Below are 14,884 nucleotides of genomic sequence, written 5' to 3'. Positions count from 1 at the left end.
CCGGCTTAGTGACGGTTCGCGTTCGTCTGGCCCCAAGCCCCACCGGCACGTTGCATATCGGAACGGCTCGCACAGCTGTTTTTAATTGGCTGTTTGCCCGACACCAAAATGGCCAATTTTTGCTGAGAATTGAGGACACCGATAAAGAGCGATCCAAGCCAGAGTTCACAAAAAACATTCTTGATGGCTTGCACTGGCTTGGCCTGGACTGGGATGAGGAACCGGTCATCCAAAGCGAGCTGATTGAATCCCATCGACAGGCGATCAGGCAATTGCTCGATCAAGGTCTTGCCTATCGCTGTTATGCCAGCGAGCAAGAATTGGATGCCATGCGTGAAGCGCAGAGGGCTTCAGGGAAGCCACCCCGGTACGACAACCGTCATCGCCATCTCAGTGATGAACAAGAGGAGGCCTATCGGGCTGAAGGGCGAGAGGCGGTGATCCGTTTTCGCATTGATGACGAAGCCACCATTGTTTGGACCGATATGGTGCGCGGTCCGATGCAATGGCGAGGAGCGGATCTTGGCGGTGACATGGTGATCGCCAGACGCGCTCCTGCCAACACGGTTGGTGACCCCCTCTACAACCTCGTGGTCGTGGTTGATGATGCCGCTATGGCCATCAGCCACGTGATTCGAGGTGAGGATCACATTGCCAATACGGCCAAGCAACTTTTGCTTTATCAGGCGCTTGGGTTGACCTGCCCAACGTTTGCGCATACTCCCTTAATCCTCAATCCAGAGGGTCGAAAGCTGTCGAAGCGTGATGGCGTGACCTCCATTGGTGATTTTCAGGCCATGGGTTACACCGCAGAGGCCTTAGCCAATTACATGACACTGCTCGGTTGGTCTGTACCGGAAGGGATGGAGGAACGGTTCACGCTTCGGGAAGCAGCCGACGTTTTCAGTTTTGATCGGGTGAACAAAGCAGGAGCCAAATTCGATTGGGACAAGCTCAACTGGCTCAATGCCCAGGTTTTGCATGGTTGCTCGCCTGAAAAGCTTCTCGAAGTTCTTGAACCTCGCTGGCGGCAACAAGGCTGGGTTGCTAGCGATCCTGTTTGGGCCAACGACTTAGCTGTTTTGCTTGGACCGTCGCTCACCTTGATTGAAGACGGAGTAACCCAAGCCCAGCCCTTTTTTGAAGAGCCCTCCTTAGAAGAGGATGGACTGAAGCAACTGGAGCAAGCAGGAGCGCGTCCTGCCCTTCAGGCACTTCTCTCCGTTCTTGAGCTGAATCCATGGGATGGTCTCGATGTTGAGCGCGCCCAAACCTTGCTCAAAGAGGCGGCTGCCACCGCTGACGTCAAAAAGGGCGTCTTGATGAAGAGTCTTAGGGCCGCGTTGCTCGGGCGCCTGCAGGGGCCAGACCTCATCACCACATGGGCGTTACTGGCCAGACTCGGGAACGATCGGCAGCGCTTGCGTCGCTGCCTCTGACGAGGCAGATGCCGTGGGGTCAGAGTCTTCTGGCCCCTCAGCAATCAAGCCAAGAACGCGCGCCAACGGTTGCGCTGTTAAGCCTTGGATGCCAACGGTCATCAAAATTGTGAGGAAGACCAACCCTTGCAGCCGACCTGCACCCAAAATCCCAGCCTGCTCAAGGCGGATGGCAAACAATGAGGCCACAGCTGCTGTGACGATTCCTCTTGGAGCCAGCCAGGCCATAAACAATTTTTGTCGCCACACCAAGGGCAAACCGACTGTGGCCACACTCACGGCGACTGGTCGCACTACAAACATGAGCAGCAAGACGCAGCTCACACCGCCCCATCCAAGCGGACTGAGCTCAGCCCAAGACACGTCTGCTGCCAATAACGGAAACAGCATGGTGATGGCGAGTGCAGCCAATTCTCGGATCAGCTCATCGAGCTGACCGGCTTCTTCGGTTGATCGACGACCGACCACGACGCCCGCGGCCACGGATGCCGGTAGCCCTGATTCAGGCAGGAGCCATTCGGCAATCCCAAACATCAGGAACAACGCCCCAAGCGTGAGCTGTAGGCGCAATCCGACGGGTTGCGAAGACTTCAGGCGTCGTAACCCCTCAGATAAAAGCCAACCAACCGTGACCCCAATGAGCACTCCCCCTCCGAGGCGTGCCAGCAAGCCCTGGGCTAATTCACGCCAGCCGTGCAAGTCGCCTAAAGCGAGTTCCAGGAGCAGCAGGGCCAACACCGCTCCAATGGGCTCGAGCACCAGTCCTTCCGCTTCCAGCACATCTCCCAGGGGATGGGCTAAGCGGATTTGTTTCACGATCGGGGTGACCACGGTGGGCCCGGTGGCCAGCACGATGGCGCTAAAGACTGCAGCCAAGGACCATCCAAGGCCGGCGAGCCAGTGCGCAGCAAGCATTCCCGCACCAAGAGAAATGAAGATTCTCAGGACTGAGATGCGAAGCACGGTGGCTTTAATCGTGTCCCCTGGTAAACGAAGGTTGAGACCTCCGTCAAACAACACCAAGCTCACCAACAGTCCAACGATGGTTTGTAGCCCTTGCCCGAGATCGAGTGGCTCAACGAGCCCTAGGCCAGAGCGCCCGATCAGCAGCCCTGAAAGCAACAGCAAAACCACGCCATTGATATTGGATAAAGCCGCTAGCAGCCTCGCCCCTGCACCCGCAAAGACCGTGATGCCCCAAAGCAGCCCTAAACGCTCAGGCGTCATCGATCAAGGCGTATTGCGGTTCAACCCGCATTCCGATGACGGCATCTGGACGCACGACCAGAAACTCACCGTCTAGTTCACTGAGGGGAACATTCACAAAAGCCCCTTCAGCACTGGCGTTCACCAGGCCTTGATACCAATCCTGGAATTGATCAAGTGACGTGAAATGCACCACTTCGGTCTGTCCGCCAGACAGGTGAAGGGAGATCCGATACCGGCGCGGAGTGCGGTTCATCTAGGAACCGTACTGCCCAGGCAACTCTCTGTACATCACGGGGAAGGTAGAGGGGGTGGCGGGGATAGCCCGCTTTGGTCAAGCCAGCCACAAAAGGGGGTGGAAGCTCTCCTCGTTGATCGCTGACGTCGCTCAACATTTTCGAGATCGCCTTATCCCGTTGCTGCAGTCCTCCGCCGACCCCCCATCCCAGCCAGAGATCCCATGCGGGCTGTTGGGCCCACCGCTGGAACCAGCTGTGCAAAATCAGATCATTCTCAGCGCCGATTGGCTCGGTGCAACGGCAGAGCTGTGAGGGGGAGGGGGAGATGCGGGCAAACAAATTGAGGACCACAAGATGGTGATACCCCCAGTGGTGGGAAAAGCCTTGAAGCCGTCGCAGGGTTGGGTCGTCTCGCTGTCCATCGGCTCGCGACGGATTCATTCCAACGAACAGCAGCACCCGTCTCGCTTCCGAGCTGTGATGCCTGGATTGAATGGGCCGATGCAGCAACCAGCGGTAAGCACCGCAAGGACTAAGGACTGCTTCAGCACTCCAAGAGTTTAAGGGCCGCCCCAAGAATCCTTTCACTCGCGTGGCCATCGCCAAAGGGATTCACGGCTTTCGCCATGGCGTTGTAAGCCTCGCTGTTCTCCAACAACAGGGATGCTTCCCGGTGAATCGTGGTGGGATCCGTCCCCACCAATCGGGCTGTTCCGGCCTCAACGGCTTCGGGTCGTTCGGTGGTTTCACGCAGCACCAGAACCGGTTTCCCGAGAGCGGGTGCTTCTTCCTGCAACCCACCGGAGTCTGTGAGTAGAAGCGTGCAGCCCTTCATGGCTGCCACCAAGCGGTCGTAATCCAGAGGCTCTGTCAGCACCACGTGGGGATGCTCCCCTAGCAGGGCCTGCAGAGGTTCACGCACGGTTGGGTTGCGATGCAAAGGCAACAGCAACACGGTGTCGGGATGACTGTCGAGCACACGCAGCATTCCATCCGCGATGTTCTTGAGGCGGTCACCCCAATTTTCGCGACGGTGCACGGTCGCCAAAATCACCCTTTGCGCGTCCCAATCGATGGCGAAGTCGCCCAACGCAGGGGCGCGCTCTGACATTCGCAGCAGGGCATCAATCACCGTGTTGCCTGTCAGCAACACGCGACCAACAACCCCAGACGCTTGGAGGTTGGCTTCTGATTGCTGTGTGGGAGCAAAGTGAAGATGCGAAATTTGAGAAATCAAACGACGGTTGGCTTCTTCTGGAAAAGGATCGAGAAGATTGTCCGTACGCAGTCCTGCCTCGACGTGACCAACAGGAATTTGCTCGTAGAAAGCGGAGAGGGCTGCCGCGAAGGCCGTGGTGGTGTCTCCTTGAACCAGAACAAGCTGTGGAGGAAATGCTTGGAATTCATCTCGCAAGCCCTGCAGCGCTGCACAAGTCACGTGCGTCAGCGTTTGTCGTGGTGCCATCAGATTGAGATCCAGATCAGCACTCAGGCCAAACAAATCCATCACTTGAGACACCATCTCCCGGTGCTGACCTGTCAGCACAACTCGGGTTTCCAAGGCCTCACAGGCCCGGAATTCTTGGATCACAGGCGCCAATTTGATGGCTTCAGGCCTCGTGCCCAAGACGATTGTCACGCGTGGCAGGCGAGCCATAACCATCCAGATTGTGGATTAATCCTACGGGCGATCTGCCCGGGAAGTCTTGGCATCAACTTGCCAGATGACGAACCATCGCGAAGCTGCATACAGCGCACACCATCAGCATGAGTCAGCCCGTTTTCCCTCCTGGCATCCCAGCGCGGCCCACATCCACCACATCCACCACATCCACCACATCCACCACATCTCCACCCCCTCTTCCACCGCCTGCACCAGCTCCGCAGTCATCCGCGTCGCCATCCCCGTCCTTGGAGCAGATCGTTCGCATCGCTCATGAACAGGGGCATTCCGATGTTCACCTTGGGATTGGGGAGAGTCCACGATTTCGAGCCCGCGGGGAGATCATTCGCTCTGATTGGCCTCCCACCCAACCCAGTGAGTTTCAGGATTGGCTCAGAGAATTGCTCACTCCACAGCAGATTGACCACTTCAGGCAGGGCAAGGAGTTCGACGGGGCGCATGCTTTTTCTTTTGTGAGGGTGCGCATCAATTTGTTTGATGCACTGCGGGGCGCGGCGATGGTGTTGCGCCTCATCCCTCAGACAATCCTTTCTCTGGACGACCTCAAGCTGCCGCCCGTTCTGCAAGAGCTCTGCGCTCGTCCGAAAGGATTGTTGCTTGTCACTGGCCCTACCGGCTCAGGTAAAAGCACCACGCTGGCAGCCATGATTGATTGGATTAATCGCAATCAAAGCAGGCATATCCTCACGATTGAAGATCCCATTGAATTTGTGCATGAAAGCCAGCAGTCGTTAATCCGACAGCGAGAAGTAGGGCGTCATACGCTCCAGTTTCACCATGCGTTGAGAGCGGCGCTGCGAGAAGATCCAGATGTGATTTTGATTGGGGAAATTCGTGACAAAGAAACGCTAAGTACGGCGATGGAAGCGGCTCAGACTGGGCATCTTGTGTTTGGGACCTTGCACACGAACTCTGCGGTTAAAACCGTTGAACGTGTCCTTGGCATGTACCAACCTGAAGAGCAAGAAAGTGTTAGACAGTCTTTTGCGGAATCATTATTGGGAATTATTTCTCAGGGATTAATTAAAAGTGCTGGTGGTAAGCGTGCTGCTTATCACGATCTAATGATTAATACGGACGCCTGTAAGGATTATATTAAAAAAGGTGCTCTTGATGATGTTGAAGACATCATGCGCAGAAGTGATTTCGATGGAATGATGACTGCGAATCAGTCATTGCAGCGGCTTGTGGAGTATGGCCAAGTTGAAGCTGAAAAGGCGGTTGCTGTGAGTCCTCGTCCGAATGAACTCGCGCAGGCGTTAAGAGGTCGGAGTTGAAGTTGTTCAGGCTGCGTTGTTAAACATCCGAACGATCAACAGTGTTGCCATGCCAATCGAAAGTCCGAGCATGGCAAGACGTCCATTCCAGATTTCAGCCTGAGGGGTAAATCCTCGCTTCCAAGCATTCAATTCGACCGGATCGATTGGCTCTGCCACAACTTTCTGTTGGAGATCAGTGTTAGGAGCCATCAGAAGGATTTCGTGGGACGCCATCGTAAGAGAATAATCTTAAAAAGGGGGTGATGAGCCATACAGGCTTAATGCTTTCTCTAATGGCCATCGCGCTGAAACACCGAGCTCCAGGGAGCTGGGTTCCACGCCCTTTGAGAGTCGACGCAATGCCGCGACGGCAACCATCGCTGCGTTGTCCGTGCAATAGGCCAAAGGCGCGATGTGCACGGACACCCCCTTGCTCTGCCCGGCGCTTTGCATTTGAGAACGCAGCCGCTGGTTGGCGGCAACGCCGCCAACCATGACCAAATGATCAATCCCCTGCTCGAGGCAGCAGCGCAGGCTTCTCTCCACCAACACATCGGCCACGATCTGTTCAAAGCTGGCGGCCAGATCAGCAAGAGGAAGATCCTCAGACTCTCGCTTCAACGCTTCCACATGCCGAAGCACGGCAGTTTTCAAACCGCTGAATGAAAAGTCGTAGGGGTAGAAGCCTCCTCCTGGCTTGGAGACGCGCCCTTTTGGTAGCCGAAATCGTTTGGGATCTCCCTCCAGGGCGATGGCCTGAATCGCGGGACCGCCGGGGTAGCCCAGTTCCATCAGTCGAGCCACTTTGTCGAAGGCTTCGCCGGCCGCATCGTCATGGCTGCGTCCCAGGCGTTTCATGTCTCCATCGAGATCCACGCGAATGAGTTCCGTGTGCCCGCCACTTACGAGAAGCACCAGATAAGGAGCCTGTGGTGGGTGTTCTGCCAGAAACACCGAAGCCAGGTGTGCTTCGAGATGGTGAACGGCCAGGAACGGTTTCTGATGCAGGGCCGCCAGTGTCCGCCCAGTGATAGAGCCCACCATCAGGGCTCCTACAAGGCCAGGTGCAACGGTCGCCGCGATGGCATCGAGGTCTGCAGCAACCAGATCCGCGTCTTTTAAGGCCTGTTCCACGAGGACAGGGAGCGCTTCCACATGCCGGCGCGAGGCAATCTCAGGAACAACCCCACCCCATTGCGCGTGCTCCTCCACCTGCGAGGCGATGCCGTGGGACAACACCGTGAGCTGGTCGCCCTCCTGACGAAGCACCGCCGCGGCTGACTCGTCACAACTTGTTTCGAGGGCAAGCACTATGGGCATGAAGTTGGAGGGGGCTCCCCTACTGTCCGTTTGTGACATCCTGCCGCTTTGGGGCAGGCTCAACAGGAACCGTTCCGATGCGTCGTCTCTTCGCCTTTGCGCTCTCGGCCCTGCTGGTGTTCGGCTTTGCCCCCGTCGCCAAGGCTGATGTAGCGGGTCTGACCCCTTGCGCCGAAAGTGCCCGTTTTCAGCAGCGTGCAAGCGCTGCCGCCACGCCTCAAGCTAAGGCTCGCTTCGAGATGTACAGCGAGGCCGTTTGTGGTGAAGATGGGCTGCCTCACTTGATCGTGGATGGCCGTTGGAGCCATGCCGGTGACTTCGTCTTCCCAGGCCTGATGTTCCTTTACATCACTGGTTGTATTGGCTGGGCGGGTCGTGAGTACCTCAAAGGCACTCGCGGCACCAAGGAGCAGTACATGAAAGAGATTCAGATTGATGTCTCTCTTGCCATCAAGTCCTTGCTGGCCTCAGCTACATGGCCGATCGCTGCTTTCGGTGAATTCACAAGTGGCAAATTGCTTGAAAGCGACGACAAGGTGACCATCTCTCCTCGCTGAACTCGCACCCCGAAGTCCTTCTCTTTCTCACGATGAAGAAATTTCTTACTACTGCACCAGTCGTTGCCGCGATTTGGTTCACGCTCACCGCCGGAATTCTGATCGAGTGGAATCGCTTTTTCCCTGATCTCCTCTTCCACCCCATGGGCTGATCGTCCCGATCTTTTCGGCCGATTCTTTCTTCCACAAGATCAATAAAAAAGGGGCCCTTGGGGCCCCTTTTTTATTGGGAGACGGTCAAGTTCATCTGTTTTTCTAACGCGGCTAAAGCTGTTTCAAGATCGTCGTTGACGATCACAGCATCGAATTCTGTTTGAGCTGCTAACTCTTCTTTCGCTCGCTTGAGACGCCGCTGGATCGCCTCTTCTGCTTCCGTTCCGCGACCGCGAATCCGATTCTCAAGCTCTTCAATACTTGGGGGTGCGAGGAAGATTTGCGTGGCTTCCGGCAAGCTATTTCGAACCTGCCTGGCACCCTCCAATTCAATTTCAAGAAGCACGGGAATTCCCTTCGCGACGCGCTCGCTGACGGGTTGCCGAGGTGTGCCGTAGCAGTTTCCAGCGAATTCAGCCCACTCCAGCAATCCACCGCTTTGAACGAGTTCGTGGAACCGTTCTTTGGAGTGGAAAAAATAGTGAATTCCGTCGCGTTCCCCCGTGCGTGGAGCACGCGTGGTGGCGGACACTGAGAGCCATAGTTCTGGATGGCGTTCTCTCAGGCGGGCGACCAAGGTGCCCTTCCCTACGCCGCTGGGGCCGGTGAGCACCGTGGGCCTGGCGATTGATCCAGCAGGAGCCATACGTTGCTTGAGACTGCATTGCAGGGTAGGAAGGCTTCCTGTTCAGCCTGTTTTCAGGCAATCCATGGCCAGCCAAAGTCCGCAAGTGATGGATCTCACCAGCCTGAGGGCTGTGCTGGCGGATTTACGTGCCCGGTTGCTACCGAGCCGATTTGAGAAGGCGCAACAGCCTGATCCTCAGACGCTTCAGCTCGGATTTCGCACCCTGCGAGGAATGATTTGGTTGGAACTGAGTTGGAAAGCAGAGGTTCCCCGGTTGGTTGAAATCGCGCCGCCACCGAAGCAGGGTGCAGGAAGCACGCTGGCGCAACAGATCCAACATGGGCTTCGTCAACTGGCCCTGACGGAGCTCTGTCAGGAAGGGTTTGAACGGGTCGTGCAATTTCAGTTGGCGCCTCGACCTGGACAGCCTCCCCAGCGCACCTTGGTGCTCGAACTGATGGGGCGCCATAGCAATTTGTTGTTGCTCGATGAGCGGCAACGCATCACGGCGATTGCGCGTCAGGTCCGCTCGCATCAGTCGAGAATTAGGCCGATTGGTACGGGGGATGTCTATAGCCCTCCTCCGGCCCTTCAAGGCATGGCTCCCCGGCTGGATGAGCCTCAGCAGCGCTGGAGAGAGCGCTTGGAGCTGTTGCCGCTAAGCCTGGAAAAGGCGATGCGCAGTGCTTACCAGGGCATTAGCCCGGTGCTGGCGAAGCATCTAGCTGACCAGCACGACGATGCAGCCAAAGCGCGATTGGCGACAAGCGTTCATGCGCTGAGCGAGCAGGAGTGGCAGCTGTTGTACCAGCGTTGGCAGTGCTGGTTGAAGGCGCTGGAGACCGGCGCGTTTGAGCTGCAGTTTGATGGGCCCAATTCCTATCGCGTTTGGAATCCTGGCTCTGCATCGTCATCTGAAGGGACGTCGTTAGAGGAGTGTTCAACGGGTGGGGAGCCCCTCAGCCTTCGTTTGGGTCGGTACTACGCCACCGTTCTCCAGCGTCAGGACTTGAATCGCGCCACGCAGGATTTGCAAAAGCAGCTCAAGCAGTTAAGGACCCGTGAGGAGGCTCTTTTGGCCGACCAGAGAGCTGGTTTAGAGGAGACGGGCGGTGCCGATGACTTGCAACAGCAGGGCGATGCGTTGTTGTGCCAGGTGAGTCCGAATCGGGAGACCATCGATCGCGCGCAGAAGTTGTATGGCAAAGCGCGAAAACTGAGACGGGCGGTGCCAGCGCTGGAAGAACGGCTGCAGCATCACCAAAGCCGGTTGGTCTTGCTCGAGGGCAGTGAAAGCTTTCTCGAAGAGCTCATTGGTGCGGACTGGGATGGTTTACAGGCGCGCACGAAAAGCCTTCTTGATCTGCGAGAGGAGCTGGATGATCTGTTGGCTCCAAAACGTCTTCGCCGCCGCCGCCGTCAGGGATCGCGTCGCGTGGACCCCCAGCCGCTCGAGATCCTGAGCCCCGCGGGCTTGCTAATTCAAGTGGGCCGAAACCATCGTCAAAACGACTGGATCAGCCTCCGGCGGGCACGACCTGGTGACCTTTGGTTTCATGCCCAGGAATGTCCGGGTAGTCACGTTGTGTTGAAGGCTTCGGCTGGTTTTGCGGACGACGACGACGTCACCCTTGCGGCTGACCTGGCGGCATGGTTTAGCCGCGCGCGGGGAAACCGCCGGGTGGCTGTGGTGAAAGCCCCTGTCGAGCATCTCCAACGGATTGCTGGTGCAGCACTTGGAACGGTGCAACACAAAGACGGTGAGGTTGTTTGGGCCGAGCCAGATCGAGCCAGACAGCAACTGATCGCCGGCAAGCTCTTAGCCTGAGTTCACCCACGTGCAGTCGGACTGATCCCTCCCGAGACGAACGAAAAAACAGTGCTTCCCGCTCCCGAGCCGATCCGGCTGACCCCTCGGCCTGACCAGCTTCCACCCAACGATGTGGAGATGTCCCTGGTCGATCACCTGGAGGAGCTCCGTCAGCGCGTTTTTCGCAGCCTGATTGCGATTGTGATGGGTGCTTTGGCTTGCCTTGTTGCGGTGAAACCGTTGGTAAGGATCTTGGAGGAACCCGCGGGATCGATCCGATTTCTTCAGTTGGCGCCTGGAGAATTCCTGTTCGTTTCGTTCAAGGTTGCCGGTTATGCAGGACTCACCTTGGCGATTCCTTACGTCTTGTATCAAGGCTTGGCTTTCGTTTTGCCCGGTCTCACACGCAATGAGCGTCGACTCATCGCTCCCGCTGTGGCGGGCTCAGCGGTGCTGTTTTTTGCAGGAATTGCTTTTTCCTGGTGGGCGCTGATCCCAGCGGCCCTTGGCTTTTTGGTGAGCTACGGGGCTGATGTGGTGGAGCCGATTTGGTCGATCGAGCGCTACCTCGATTTTGTGCTTCTGCTGATGCTCTCCACTGGATTGGCTTTTCAGTTGCCCGTTCTGCAGCTACTGCTTGGCTTGTTTGGGTTGGTCCGTTGGAAGCGGATGCTCTCGGCCTGGCGTTGGGTCGTGTTGCTGGCAGCGCTGGCCGGCGCCGTTTTGACGCCATCCACCGATCCGATCACGATGTCGCTGCTAGCCGGTGCGATCTCAGGCTTGTTTTTCATTGGCGTCGCTCTCGTGGCGGCCGTGGAACGGTTCAAACCAGAAACTCCTCCAGACGCCCCTCCCCCTGCAGCTGCAGGCTGAGGGCTTTGCCCAGTCGGGGACGGTCCCGTGTGTCGTTTAACCACGAACGCACGTCGCCTGCTTGGCCTAAGCGATTCACCACGTCCAGCACTTGGGCTAGATGGGTGCGGTACTCCTCCTCGTCTAAGGGGAAGGATTGCTGCTCCAGATAGGCCCACATCACTTGGAGGTACATCCGCTTTCGCCTTACAACGACTTGCATGTCGTAGCTGGCTTGCCAGCGCTTCCGCAGCAGGTCAACCACCTCGTCGACCGTCAATGGAGGGATGGATTGTTCCAAGGGTGGGTCTACAAGCACGGAAACGGCTGAGCGGATCATCTAAAAGCCCAGTCGTTGCAAAGCGTGACGGGACCTTTACCCTCCATAATGGACCTCATTCAGTGTTGCTTGAGCGTCAGCCATGACTCAGATGCCAGCTAGTGATGTGCCCGGTATGGGCCGTCGGCAGTTCATGAATCTGCTGACCTTCGGATCCGTCACAGGCGTGGCCCTGGGGGCGCTTTATCCGGTGGCGAACTACTTCATCCCGCCCAGGGCTGCCGGGGGTGGTGGTGGAACCAGCGCCAAAGACGAGCTCGGAAATGCAGTCACCGCGAGCGGCTGGTTGAGTAGCCACGCCGAAGGTGATCGCAGCCTTGTCCAAGGCTTGAAAGGTGATCCCACCTACTTGATCGTGGAAGGCCCTGATGCGATCGGGAGCTACGGCATTAACGCCATTTGCACCCACCTGGGTTGTGTTGTCCCCTGGAACAGCGGCGCCAACAAATTCATGTGCCCTTGCCATGGCAGTCAGTACGACGCCACAGGCAAGGTGGTTCGCGGCCCAGCCCCTCTGTCCTTGGCCTTGGCCAATGTCAGCGTCGATAACGACAACGTGTTTGTCAGTCAGTGGACTGAAACCGATTTCCGGACGGGCGAAAAGCCCTGGTGGTCCTGATCAGCCCCTCCTCTTTGCTGTCTCTTTCCTCCCTCGCTTTCCCATGCGTCGCCTGCTCTCCTCAACATTTGCCGCACTGATCGTCGGTCTTGCTGTCTTCAGTGCACCCACTGCAAGTTGGGCCTATCCCTTCTGGGCACAACAAAATTACGATTCTCCAAGGGAGGCCACTGGCAAGATCGTTTGTGCGAACTGCCACCTGGCTCAAAAGCTCACTCAGGCAGAAGTTCCTCAGTCGGTTCTGCCGGACAGCGTCTTCAAGGCCGTTGTCAAGATCCCATACGACACCGGCGTTCAAGAGCTTGGTGCTGATGGCAGCCAGGTTCCCCTTCAGGTGGGAGCTGTTGTGATGCTTCCTGATGGCTTCACGCTGGCTCCTCAGGATCGCTGGACCGACGAGATCAAAGAGGAAACGGAGGGCGTTTATTTCAGCGAGTACAGCGATGACCAACCCAATGTGATTTTGGTGGGTCCAATCCCTGGTGATGAGCATCAAGAGATCGTCTTCCCTGTGCTTTCCCCTGATCCCGCAACGGATAGCAGCATCAGTTTTGGTAAGTACTCCATTCACGTTGGTGGCAACCGCGGCCGCGGCCAGGTCTACCCAACCGGTGAAAAGAGCAACAACACTGTCTATACAGCGCCAGCTTCTGGTTCTGTCAGCTCCATTGAACCTGGTGACAACGGCGCAAGCCTGGTCACCGTGACGTCTGCTGATGGTTCTGAAATCACCGAGACCGTTCCAGTGGGGCCCGCACTGCTGGTCTCTGTTGGCGATGTTGTTGAAGCTGGAGCCCCCATTACCGACGATCCCAATGTTGGTGGCTTCGGTCAGCTCGATACCGAAGTCGTTCTTCAGAATCCTGTTCGCATCTACGGCATGCTTGCGTTCTTTGCAGCAGTTGCTTTGGCTCAGATCATGCTGGTTCTGAAGAAGCGACAGATTGAGAAGGTTCAAGCCGCAGAAGGCGTCTGATCAAGGTGATCATTCCCGCTGTCTTCACATCACCTGGGCCCGTGCTTTTTCAGCTCGGGCCTATTACTTTGCGTTGGTATGGGCTACTCATTGCCCTAGCCGTACTCATAGGTCTGAATTTATCCAGTTGGTTGGCTAAACAAAGAAATCTCGAATCTGGATTGATTAGCGACCTCCTTCCCATCCTTGTGTTGGCTGCAATTATCGGCGCGCGTTTTTACTACGTCGCCTTTGAATGGCGCTCTTATCAAAATTCTTGGTGGGACGTGTTTGCAATTTGGCAAGGGGGTATTGCAATCCATGGAGCATTGATTGGAGGCACGATCTCCGTGATTTTGTTCTGTCGTTGGCGGCAAGTTTCCTTTTGGGACCTGCTCGATGTTTTGGTTCCATCGGTCATTCTTGGCCAAACAATCGGTCGCTGGGGAAATTTTTTCAATTCAGAAGCCTTTGGGGTTCCTACCCAATTGCCTTGGAAGTTGTTCATTCCTTATTCAAGCCGCCCTCCAATCTTTGCCGATTCAGAATTTTTTCATCCCACATTCCTTTACGAATCGATTTGGAATCTGGCGATTTTTATTTTTCTGATGACGTTATTTCAATGGGGGAAGAGCGGACGGATTCCACTCCCATCAGGCGCTTTGAGTTGCATGTATCTGCTCTGCTACAGCCTTGGCCGTGTGTGGATCGAGGGCCTGCGCATTGATCCGCTCTGCTTGGGAGGCGTTCCACCATTTTGTGATGGAGGCTTGAGGATTGCTCAATTGATGAGCCTCTCATTGCTGCTGCTTGCGGGCTTTGGTTTGTTTTGGCTATACGGGAAACGAAAGTCATTGCCTGATCCAGGCTTACGCACACCAGGTACTTCATGACCACAGTGTCGATTGTCGGTGCAGGGCCCGGAGCTCCTGATCTCCTCACGCGCCGTGCGGAGAATCGCTTGCAATCTGCTCAGGTTTTGATCTGGACAGATTCGTTGGTGTCGCCTCAGATCGCGGCTCTAGCTCCTGATCACTGCGAAACGATCCGGAGTAGCACCCTCACGCTTGAAGACGTGCTTCCACTGATGATTGATCGAGCGAAGAAGGGCCTGCAGGTTGTGCGTCTTCATGATGGTGATCCCTGCCTGTATGGAGCGCTTTCAGAGCAAATTTGTGGTTTAAACGACGCTGGTATTGCTGTCGATGTGGTTCCAGGTATCAGCGCTTATCAGGCGACCGCTTCGGCCTTAGGGGCTGAACTCACGATCCCTGGTCTTGTCCAGACCATTGTTCTTGGGAGGGCCGGTGGACGCACTGGGGTTCCGGAAACGGAGAGTTTGGAGAATCTCGCCCGCCTCAAAGCATCGCTCTGTCTCTATCTGAGTGCTCGCCATGTTGAAGAGGTGCAAGCAACATTGTTGAAGCACTATTCGCCTGATACACCGGTTGCTATTGGTCACCGTGTGAGTTGGCCTGATGAATGGTTGCAAGTCGTCCCATTGGATCGCATGGCAGCGATCTCTCGCGAGCAAAATCTGATCCGGACCACTCTTTACGTCGTGAGTCCAGCGCTAAAGGCAGGACGGCAGCGCTCCAAGCTTTACTCGCCAGAGCATGATCACCTGTTTCGCCCTACTCATTAAGTATCAGGCTTCCCCGTTGTGGTTTAAGATTTGCGTTCGGGGCGATTAGCACAGTGGTAGCGCACTTCCTTCACACGGAAGGGGTCACTGGTTCGAATCCAGTATCGCCCATTTCAACCCTTTAATTTCAAAATTACCTCACTCATTGATTGGGTGAACAAATGATCTGGCTGACAGT

The 14,884-nt window shown here is 56.2% G+C and carries 19 protein-coding genes and 1 tRNA gene; 11 read left to right on the top strand and 9 right to left on the bottom strand.

Features of this window, described 5'->3' with window-relative positions:
- The first annotated feature begins 8 nt into the window (after window positions 1-8).
- Entirely contained in the window at window positions 9-1,439 is a 1,431-nt protein-coding gene (gltX, locus tag SynROS8604_RS11665; RefSeq protein ID WP_186544113.1) for a glutamate--tRNA ligase, read from the top strand.
- Here gltX and SynROS8604_RS11660 read toward each other — a convergent pair.
- The 5 genes from SynROS8604_RS11660 to SynROS8604_RS16000 form a co-directional block, all read right to left on the bottom strand.
- Complete coding sequence (locus tag SynROS8604_RS11660; protein WP_186544112.1) at window positions 1,389-2,666, bottom strand: sodium:proton antiporter; 1,278 nt, start codon at window positions 2,664-2,666, stop codon at window positions 1,389-1,391. The genes gltX and SynROS8604_RS11660 overlap by 51 nt on opposite strands.
- A complete protein-coding gene (locus SynROS8604_RS11655) occupies window positions 2,656-2,901 on the bottom strand; it encodes a hypothetical protein (protein ID WP_038013478.1) in 246 nt (81 codons plus the stop codon). The genes SynROS8604_RS11660 and SynROS8604_RS11655 overlap by 11 nt, the downstream gene beginning before the upstream one ends.
- Window positions 2,819-3,460, bottom strand: coding sequence for a DUF1643 domain-containing protein (locus SynROS8604_RS11650; protein ID WP_255445034.1), 642 nt, complete (start codon window positions 3,458-3,460; stop codon window positions 2,819-2,821). Before SynROS8604_RS11650 ends, SynROS8604_RS11655 begins: the two co-directional genes overlap by 83 nt.
- Window positions 3,429-4,541, bottom strand: a complete 1,113-nt coding sequence (wecB, locus tag SynROS8604_RS11645; RefSeq protein WP_186544110.1) for a non-hydrolyzing UDP-N-acetylglucosamine 2-epimerase — start codon at window positions 4,539-4,541, stop codon at window positions 3,429-3,431. Before wecB ends, SynROS8604_RS11650 begins: the two co-directional genes overlap by 32 nt.
- Window positions 4,542-4,656: 115 nt before the next feature.
- Window positions 4,657-4,815 carry a hypothetical protein gene (locus SynROS8604_RS16000; protein WP_255445033.1) on the bottom strand — a complete coding sequence of 53 codons (159 nt, stop codon included), beginning with the start codon at window positions 4,813-4,815 and terminating at the stop codon, window positions 4,657-4,659.
- Between SynROS8604_RS16000 and SynROS8604_RS11640 the strand changes: the two genes are divergently transcribed.
- Window positions 4,796-5,845, top strand: coding sequence for a type IV pilus twitching motility protein PilT (locus tag SynROS8604_RS11640; RefSeq protein ID WP_255445032.1), 1,050 nt, complete (start codon window positions 4,796-4,798; stop codon window positions 5,843-5,845). The two genes, SynROS8604_RS16000 and SynROS8604_RS11640, sit on opposite strands and share 20 nt — an antisense overlap.
- 6 nt (window positions 5,846-5,851) lie before the next feature.
- Here the strand turns inward: SynROS8604_RS11640 and SynROS8604_RS11635 are convergent, their stop codons facing one another.
- The gene (locus SynROS8604_RS11635) at window positions 5,852-6,037 is read right to left on the bottom strand and encodes a chlorophyll a/b-binding protein (RefSeq protein ID WP_006853535.1); all 186 of its coding nucleotides are present in this window, start codon (window positions 6,035-6,037) and stop codon (window positions 5,852-5,854) included.
- 39 nt (window positions 6,038-6,076) lie between these two features.
- Window positions 6,077-7,147, bottom strand: coding sequence for a tRNA (adenosine(37)-N6)-threonylcarbamoyltransferase complex transferase subunit TsaD (gene tsaD, locus SynROS8604_RS11630; RefSeq protein WP_186544108.1), 1,071 nt, complete (start codon window positions 7,145-7,147; stop codon window positions 6,077-6,079).
- 77 nt (window positions 7,148-7,224) lie between these two features.
- On the opposite strand from tsaD, the gene SynROS8604_RS11625 reads away from it, so the two are divergent.
- Window positions 7,225-7,704: a Photosystem I reaction center subunit III gene (locus SynROS8604_RS11625; RefSeq protein ID WP_115070011.1), complete on the top strand. Its 480-nt coding sequence runs from the start codon at window positions 7,225-7,227 to the stop codon at window positions 7,702-7,704.
- Window positions 7,705-7,736: 32 nt separating this feature from the next.
- Window positions 7,737-7,856 carry a photosystem I reaction center subunit IX gene (gene psaJ / locus SynROS8604_RS11620; RefSeq protein ID WP_011620067.1) on the top strand — a complete coding sequence of 40 codons (120 nt, stop codon included), beginning with the start codon at window positions 7,737-7,739 and terminating at the stop codon, window positions 7,854-7,856.
- 71 nt (window positions 7,857-7,927) lie between these two features.
- On the opposite strand, the gene gmk is transcribed toward psaJ, so the two are convergent.
- Entirely contained in the window at window positions 7,928-8,503 is a 576-nt protein-coding gene (gene gmk / locus SynROS8604_RS11615) for a guanylate kinase (protein WP_186544107.1), read from the bottom strand.
- A gap of 64 nt (window positions 8,504-8,567) precedes the next feature.
- On the opposite strand from gmk, the gene SynROS8604_RS11610 reads away from it, so the two are divergent.
- Together SynROS8604_RS11610 and tatC are read left to right on the top strand one after the other, a co-directional pair.
- Window positions 8,568-10,313 (top strand): NFACT family protein, encoded by a 1,746-nt coding sequence (locus SynROS8604_RS11610; protein ID WP_186544106.1) that lies wholly within the window; start codon window positions 8,568-8,570, stop codon window positions 10,311-10,313.
- Window positions 10,314-10,433: 120 nt separating this feature from the next.
- Entirely contained in the window at window positions 10,434-11,168 is a 735-nt protein-coding gene (gene tatC, locus SynROS8604_RS11605) for a twin-arginine translocase subunit TatC (protein ID WP_115070075.1), read from the top strand.
- Here tatC and SynROS8604_RS11600 read toward each other — a convergent pair.
- Complete coding sequence (locus tag SynROS8604_RS11600) at window positions 11,119-11,487, bottom strand: DUF3067 family protein (protein WP_186544105.1); 369 nt, start codon at window positions 11,485-11,487, stop codon at window positions 11,119-11,121. The two genes, tatC and SynROS8604_RS11600, sit on opposite strands and share 50 nt — an antisense overlap.
- Window positions 11,488-11,569: 82 nt before the next feature.
- Between SynROS8604_RS11600 and petC the strand changes: the two genes are divergently transcribed.
- From petC to SynROS8604_RS11575, 5 genes are all read left to right on the top strand, one after another.
- Entirely contained in the window at window positions 11,570-12,106 is a 537-nt protein-coding gene (petC, locus tag SynROS8604_RS11595; protein ID WP_186544104.1) for a cytochrome b6-f complex iron-sulfur subunit, read from the top strand.
- 43 nt (window positions 12,107-12,149) lie between these two features.
- Window positions 12,150-13,082 (top strand): cytochrome f, encoded by a 933-nt coding sequence (petA, locus tag SynROS8604_RS11590; protein WP_186544103.1) that lies wholly within the window; start codon window positions 12,150-12,152, stop codon window positions 13,080-13,082.
- A gap of 5 nt (window positions 13,083-13,087) precedes the next feature.
- Window positions 13,088-13,954 carry a prolipoprotein diacylglyceryl transferase gene (gene lgt / locus SynROS8604_RS11585; RefSeq protein WP_186544102.1) on the top strand — a complete coding sequence of 289 codons (867 nt, stop codon included), beginning with the start codon at window positions 13,088-13,090 and terminating at the stop codon, window positions 13,952-13,954.
- Entirely contained in the window at window positions 13,951-14,706 is a 756-nt protein-coding gene (gene cobM, locus SynROS8604_RS11580; RefSeq protein WP_186544101.1) for a precorrin-4 C(11)-methyltransferase, read from the top strand. The genes lgt and cobM overlap by 4 nt, the downstream gene beginning before the upstream one ends.
- 39 nt (window positions 14,707-14,745) lie before the next feature.
- Window positions 14,746-14,817: transfer RNA gene (locus SynROS8604_RS11575), tRNA-Val, on the top strand.
- Window positions 14,818-14,884: the final 67 nt, after the last annotated feature.

This window comes from Synechococcus sp. ROS8604 (genome assembly GCF_014279655.1).
Lineage (GTDB): Bacteria > Cyanobacteriota > Cyanobacteriia > PCC-6307 > Cyanobiaceae > Synechococcus_C.
This window is presented reverse-complemented; position numbering and strand designations above follow the sequence as displayed.

Excerpts from the sequence above, each read along its gene's own strand:
- SynROS8604_RS11660 (WP_186544112.1), bottom strand. The coding sequence starts at position 2,666 with ATGACGCCTGAGCGTTTAGGGCTGCTTTGGGGCATCACGGTCTTTGCG.
- SynROS8604_RS11655 (WP_038013478.1), bottom strand. The coding sequence starts at position 2,901 with ATGAACCGCACTCCGCGCCGGTATCGGATCTCCCTTCACCTGTCTGGC.
- wecB (WP_186544110.1), bottom strand. The coding sequence starts at position 4,541 with ATGGCTCGCCTGCCACGCGTGACAATCGTCTTGGGCACGAGGCCTGAA.
- SynROS8604_RS16000 (WP_255445033.1), bottom strand. The coding sequence starts at position 4,815 with ATGCGAACGATCTGCTCCAAGGACGGGGATGGCGACGCGGATGACTGC.
- SynROS8604_RS11635 (WP_006853535.1), bottom strand. The coding sequence starts at position 6,037 with ATGGCTCCTAACACTGATCTCCAACAGAAAGTTGTGGCAGAGCCAATC.
- tsaD (WP_186544108.1), bottom strand. The coding sequence starts at position 7,147 with ATGCCCATAGTGCTTGCCCTCGAAACAAGTTGTGACGAGTCAGCCGCG.
- SynROS8604_RS11625 (WP_115070011.1), top strand. The coding sequence starts at position 7,225 with ATGCGTCGTCTCTTCGCCTTTGCGCTCTCGGCCCTGCTGGTGTTCGGC.
- psaJ (WP_011620067.1), top strand. The coding sequence starts at position 7,737 with ATGAAGAAATTTCTTACTACTGCACCAGTCGTTGCCGCGATTTGGTTC.
- gmk (WP_186544107.1), bottom strand. The coding sequence starts at position 8,503 with ATGGCTCCTGCTGGATCAATCGCCAGGCCCACGGTGCTCACCGGCCCC.
- SynROS8604_RS11610 (WP_186544106.1), top strand. The coding sequence starts at position 8,568 with ATGGCCAGCCAAAGTCCGCAAGTGATGGATCTCACCAGCCTGAGGGCT.
- tatC (WP_115070075.1), top strand. The coding sequence starts at position 10,434 with ATGTCCCTGGTCGATCACCTGGAGGAGCTCCGTCAGCGCGTTTTTCGC.
- SynROS8604_RS11600 (WP_186544105.1), bottom strand. The coding sequence starts at position 11,487 with ATGATCCGCTCAGCCGTTTCCGTGCTTGTAGACCCACCCTTGGAACAA.
- petC (WP_186544104.1), top strand. The coding sequence starts at position 11,570 with ATGACTCAGATGCCAGCTAGTGATGTGCCCGGTATGGGCCGTCGGCAG.
- petA (WP_186544103.1), top strand. The coding sequence starts at position 12,150 with ATGCGTCGCCTGCTCTCCTCAACATTTGCCGCACTGATCGTCGGTCTT.
- cobM (WP_186544101.1), top strand. The coding sequence starts at position 13,951 with ATGACCACAGTGTCGATTGTCGGTGCAGGGCCCGGAGCTCCTGATCTC.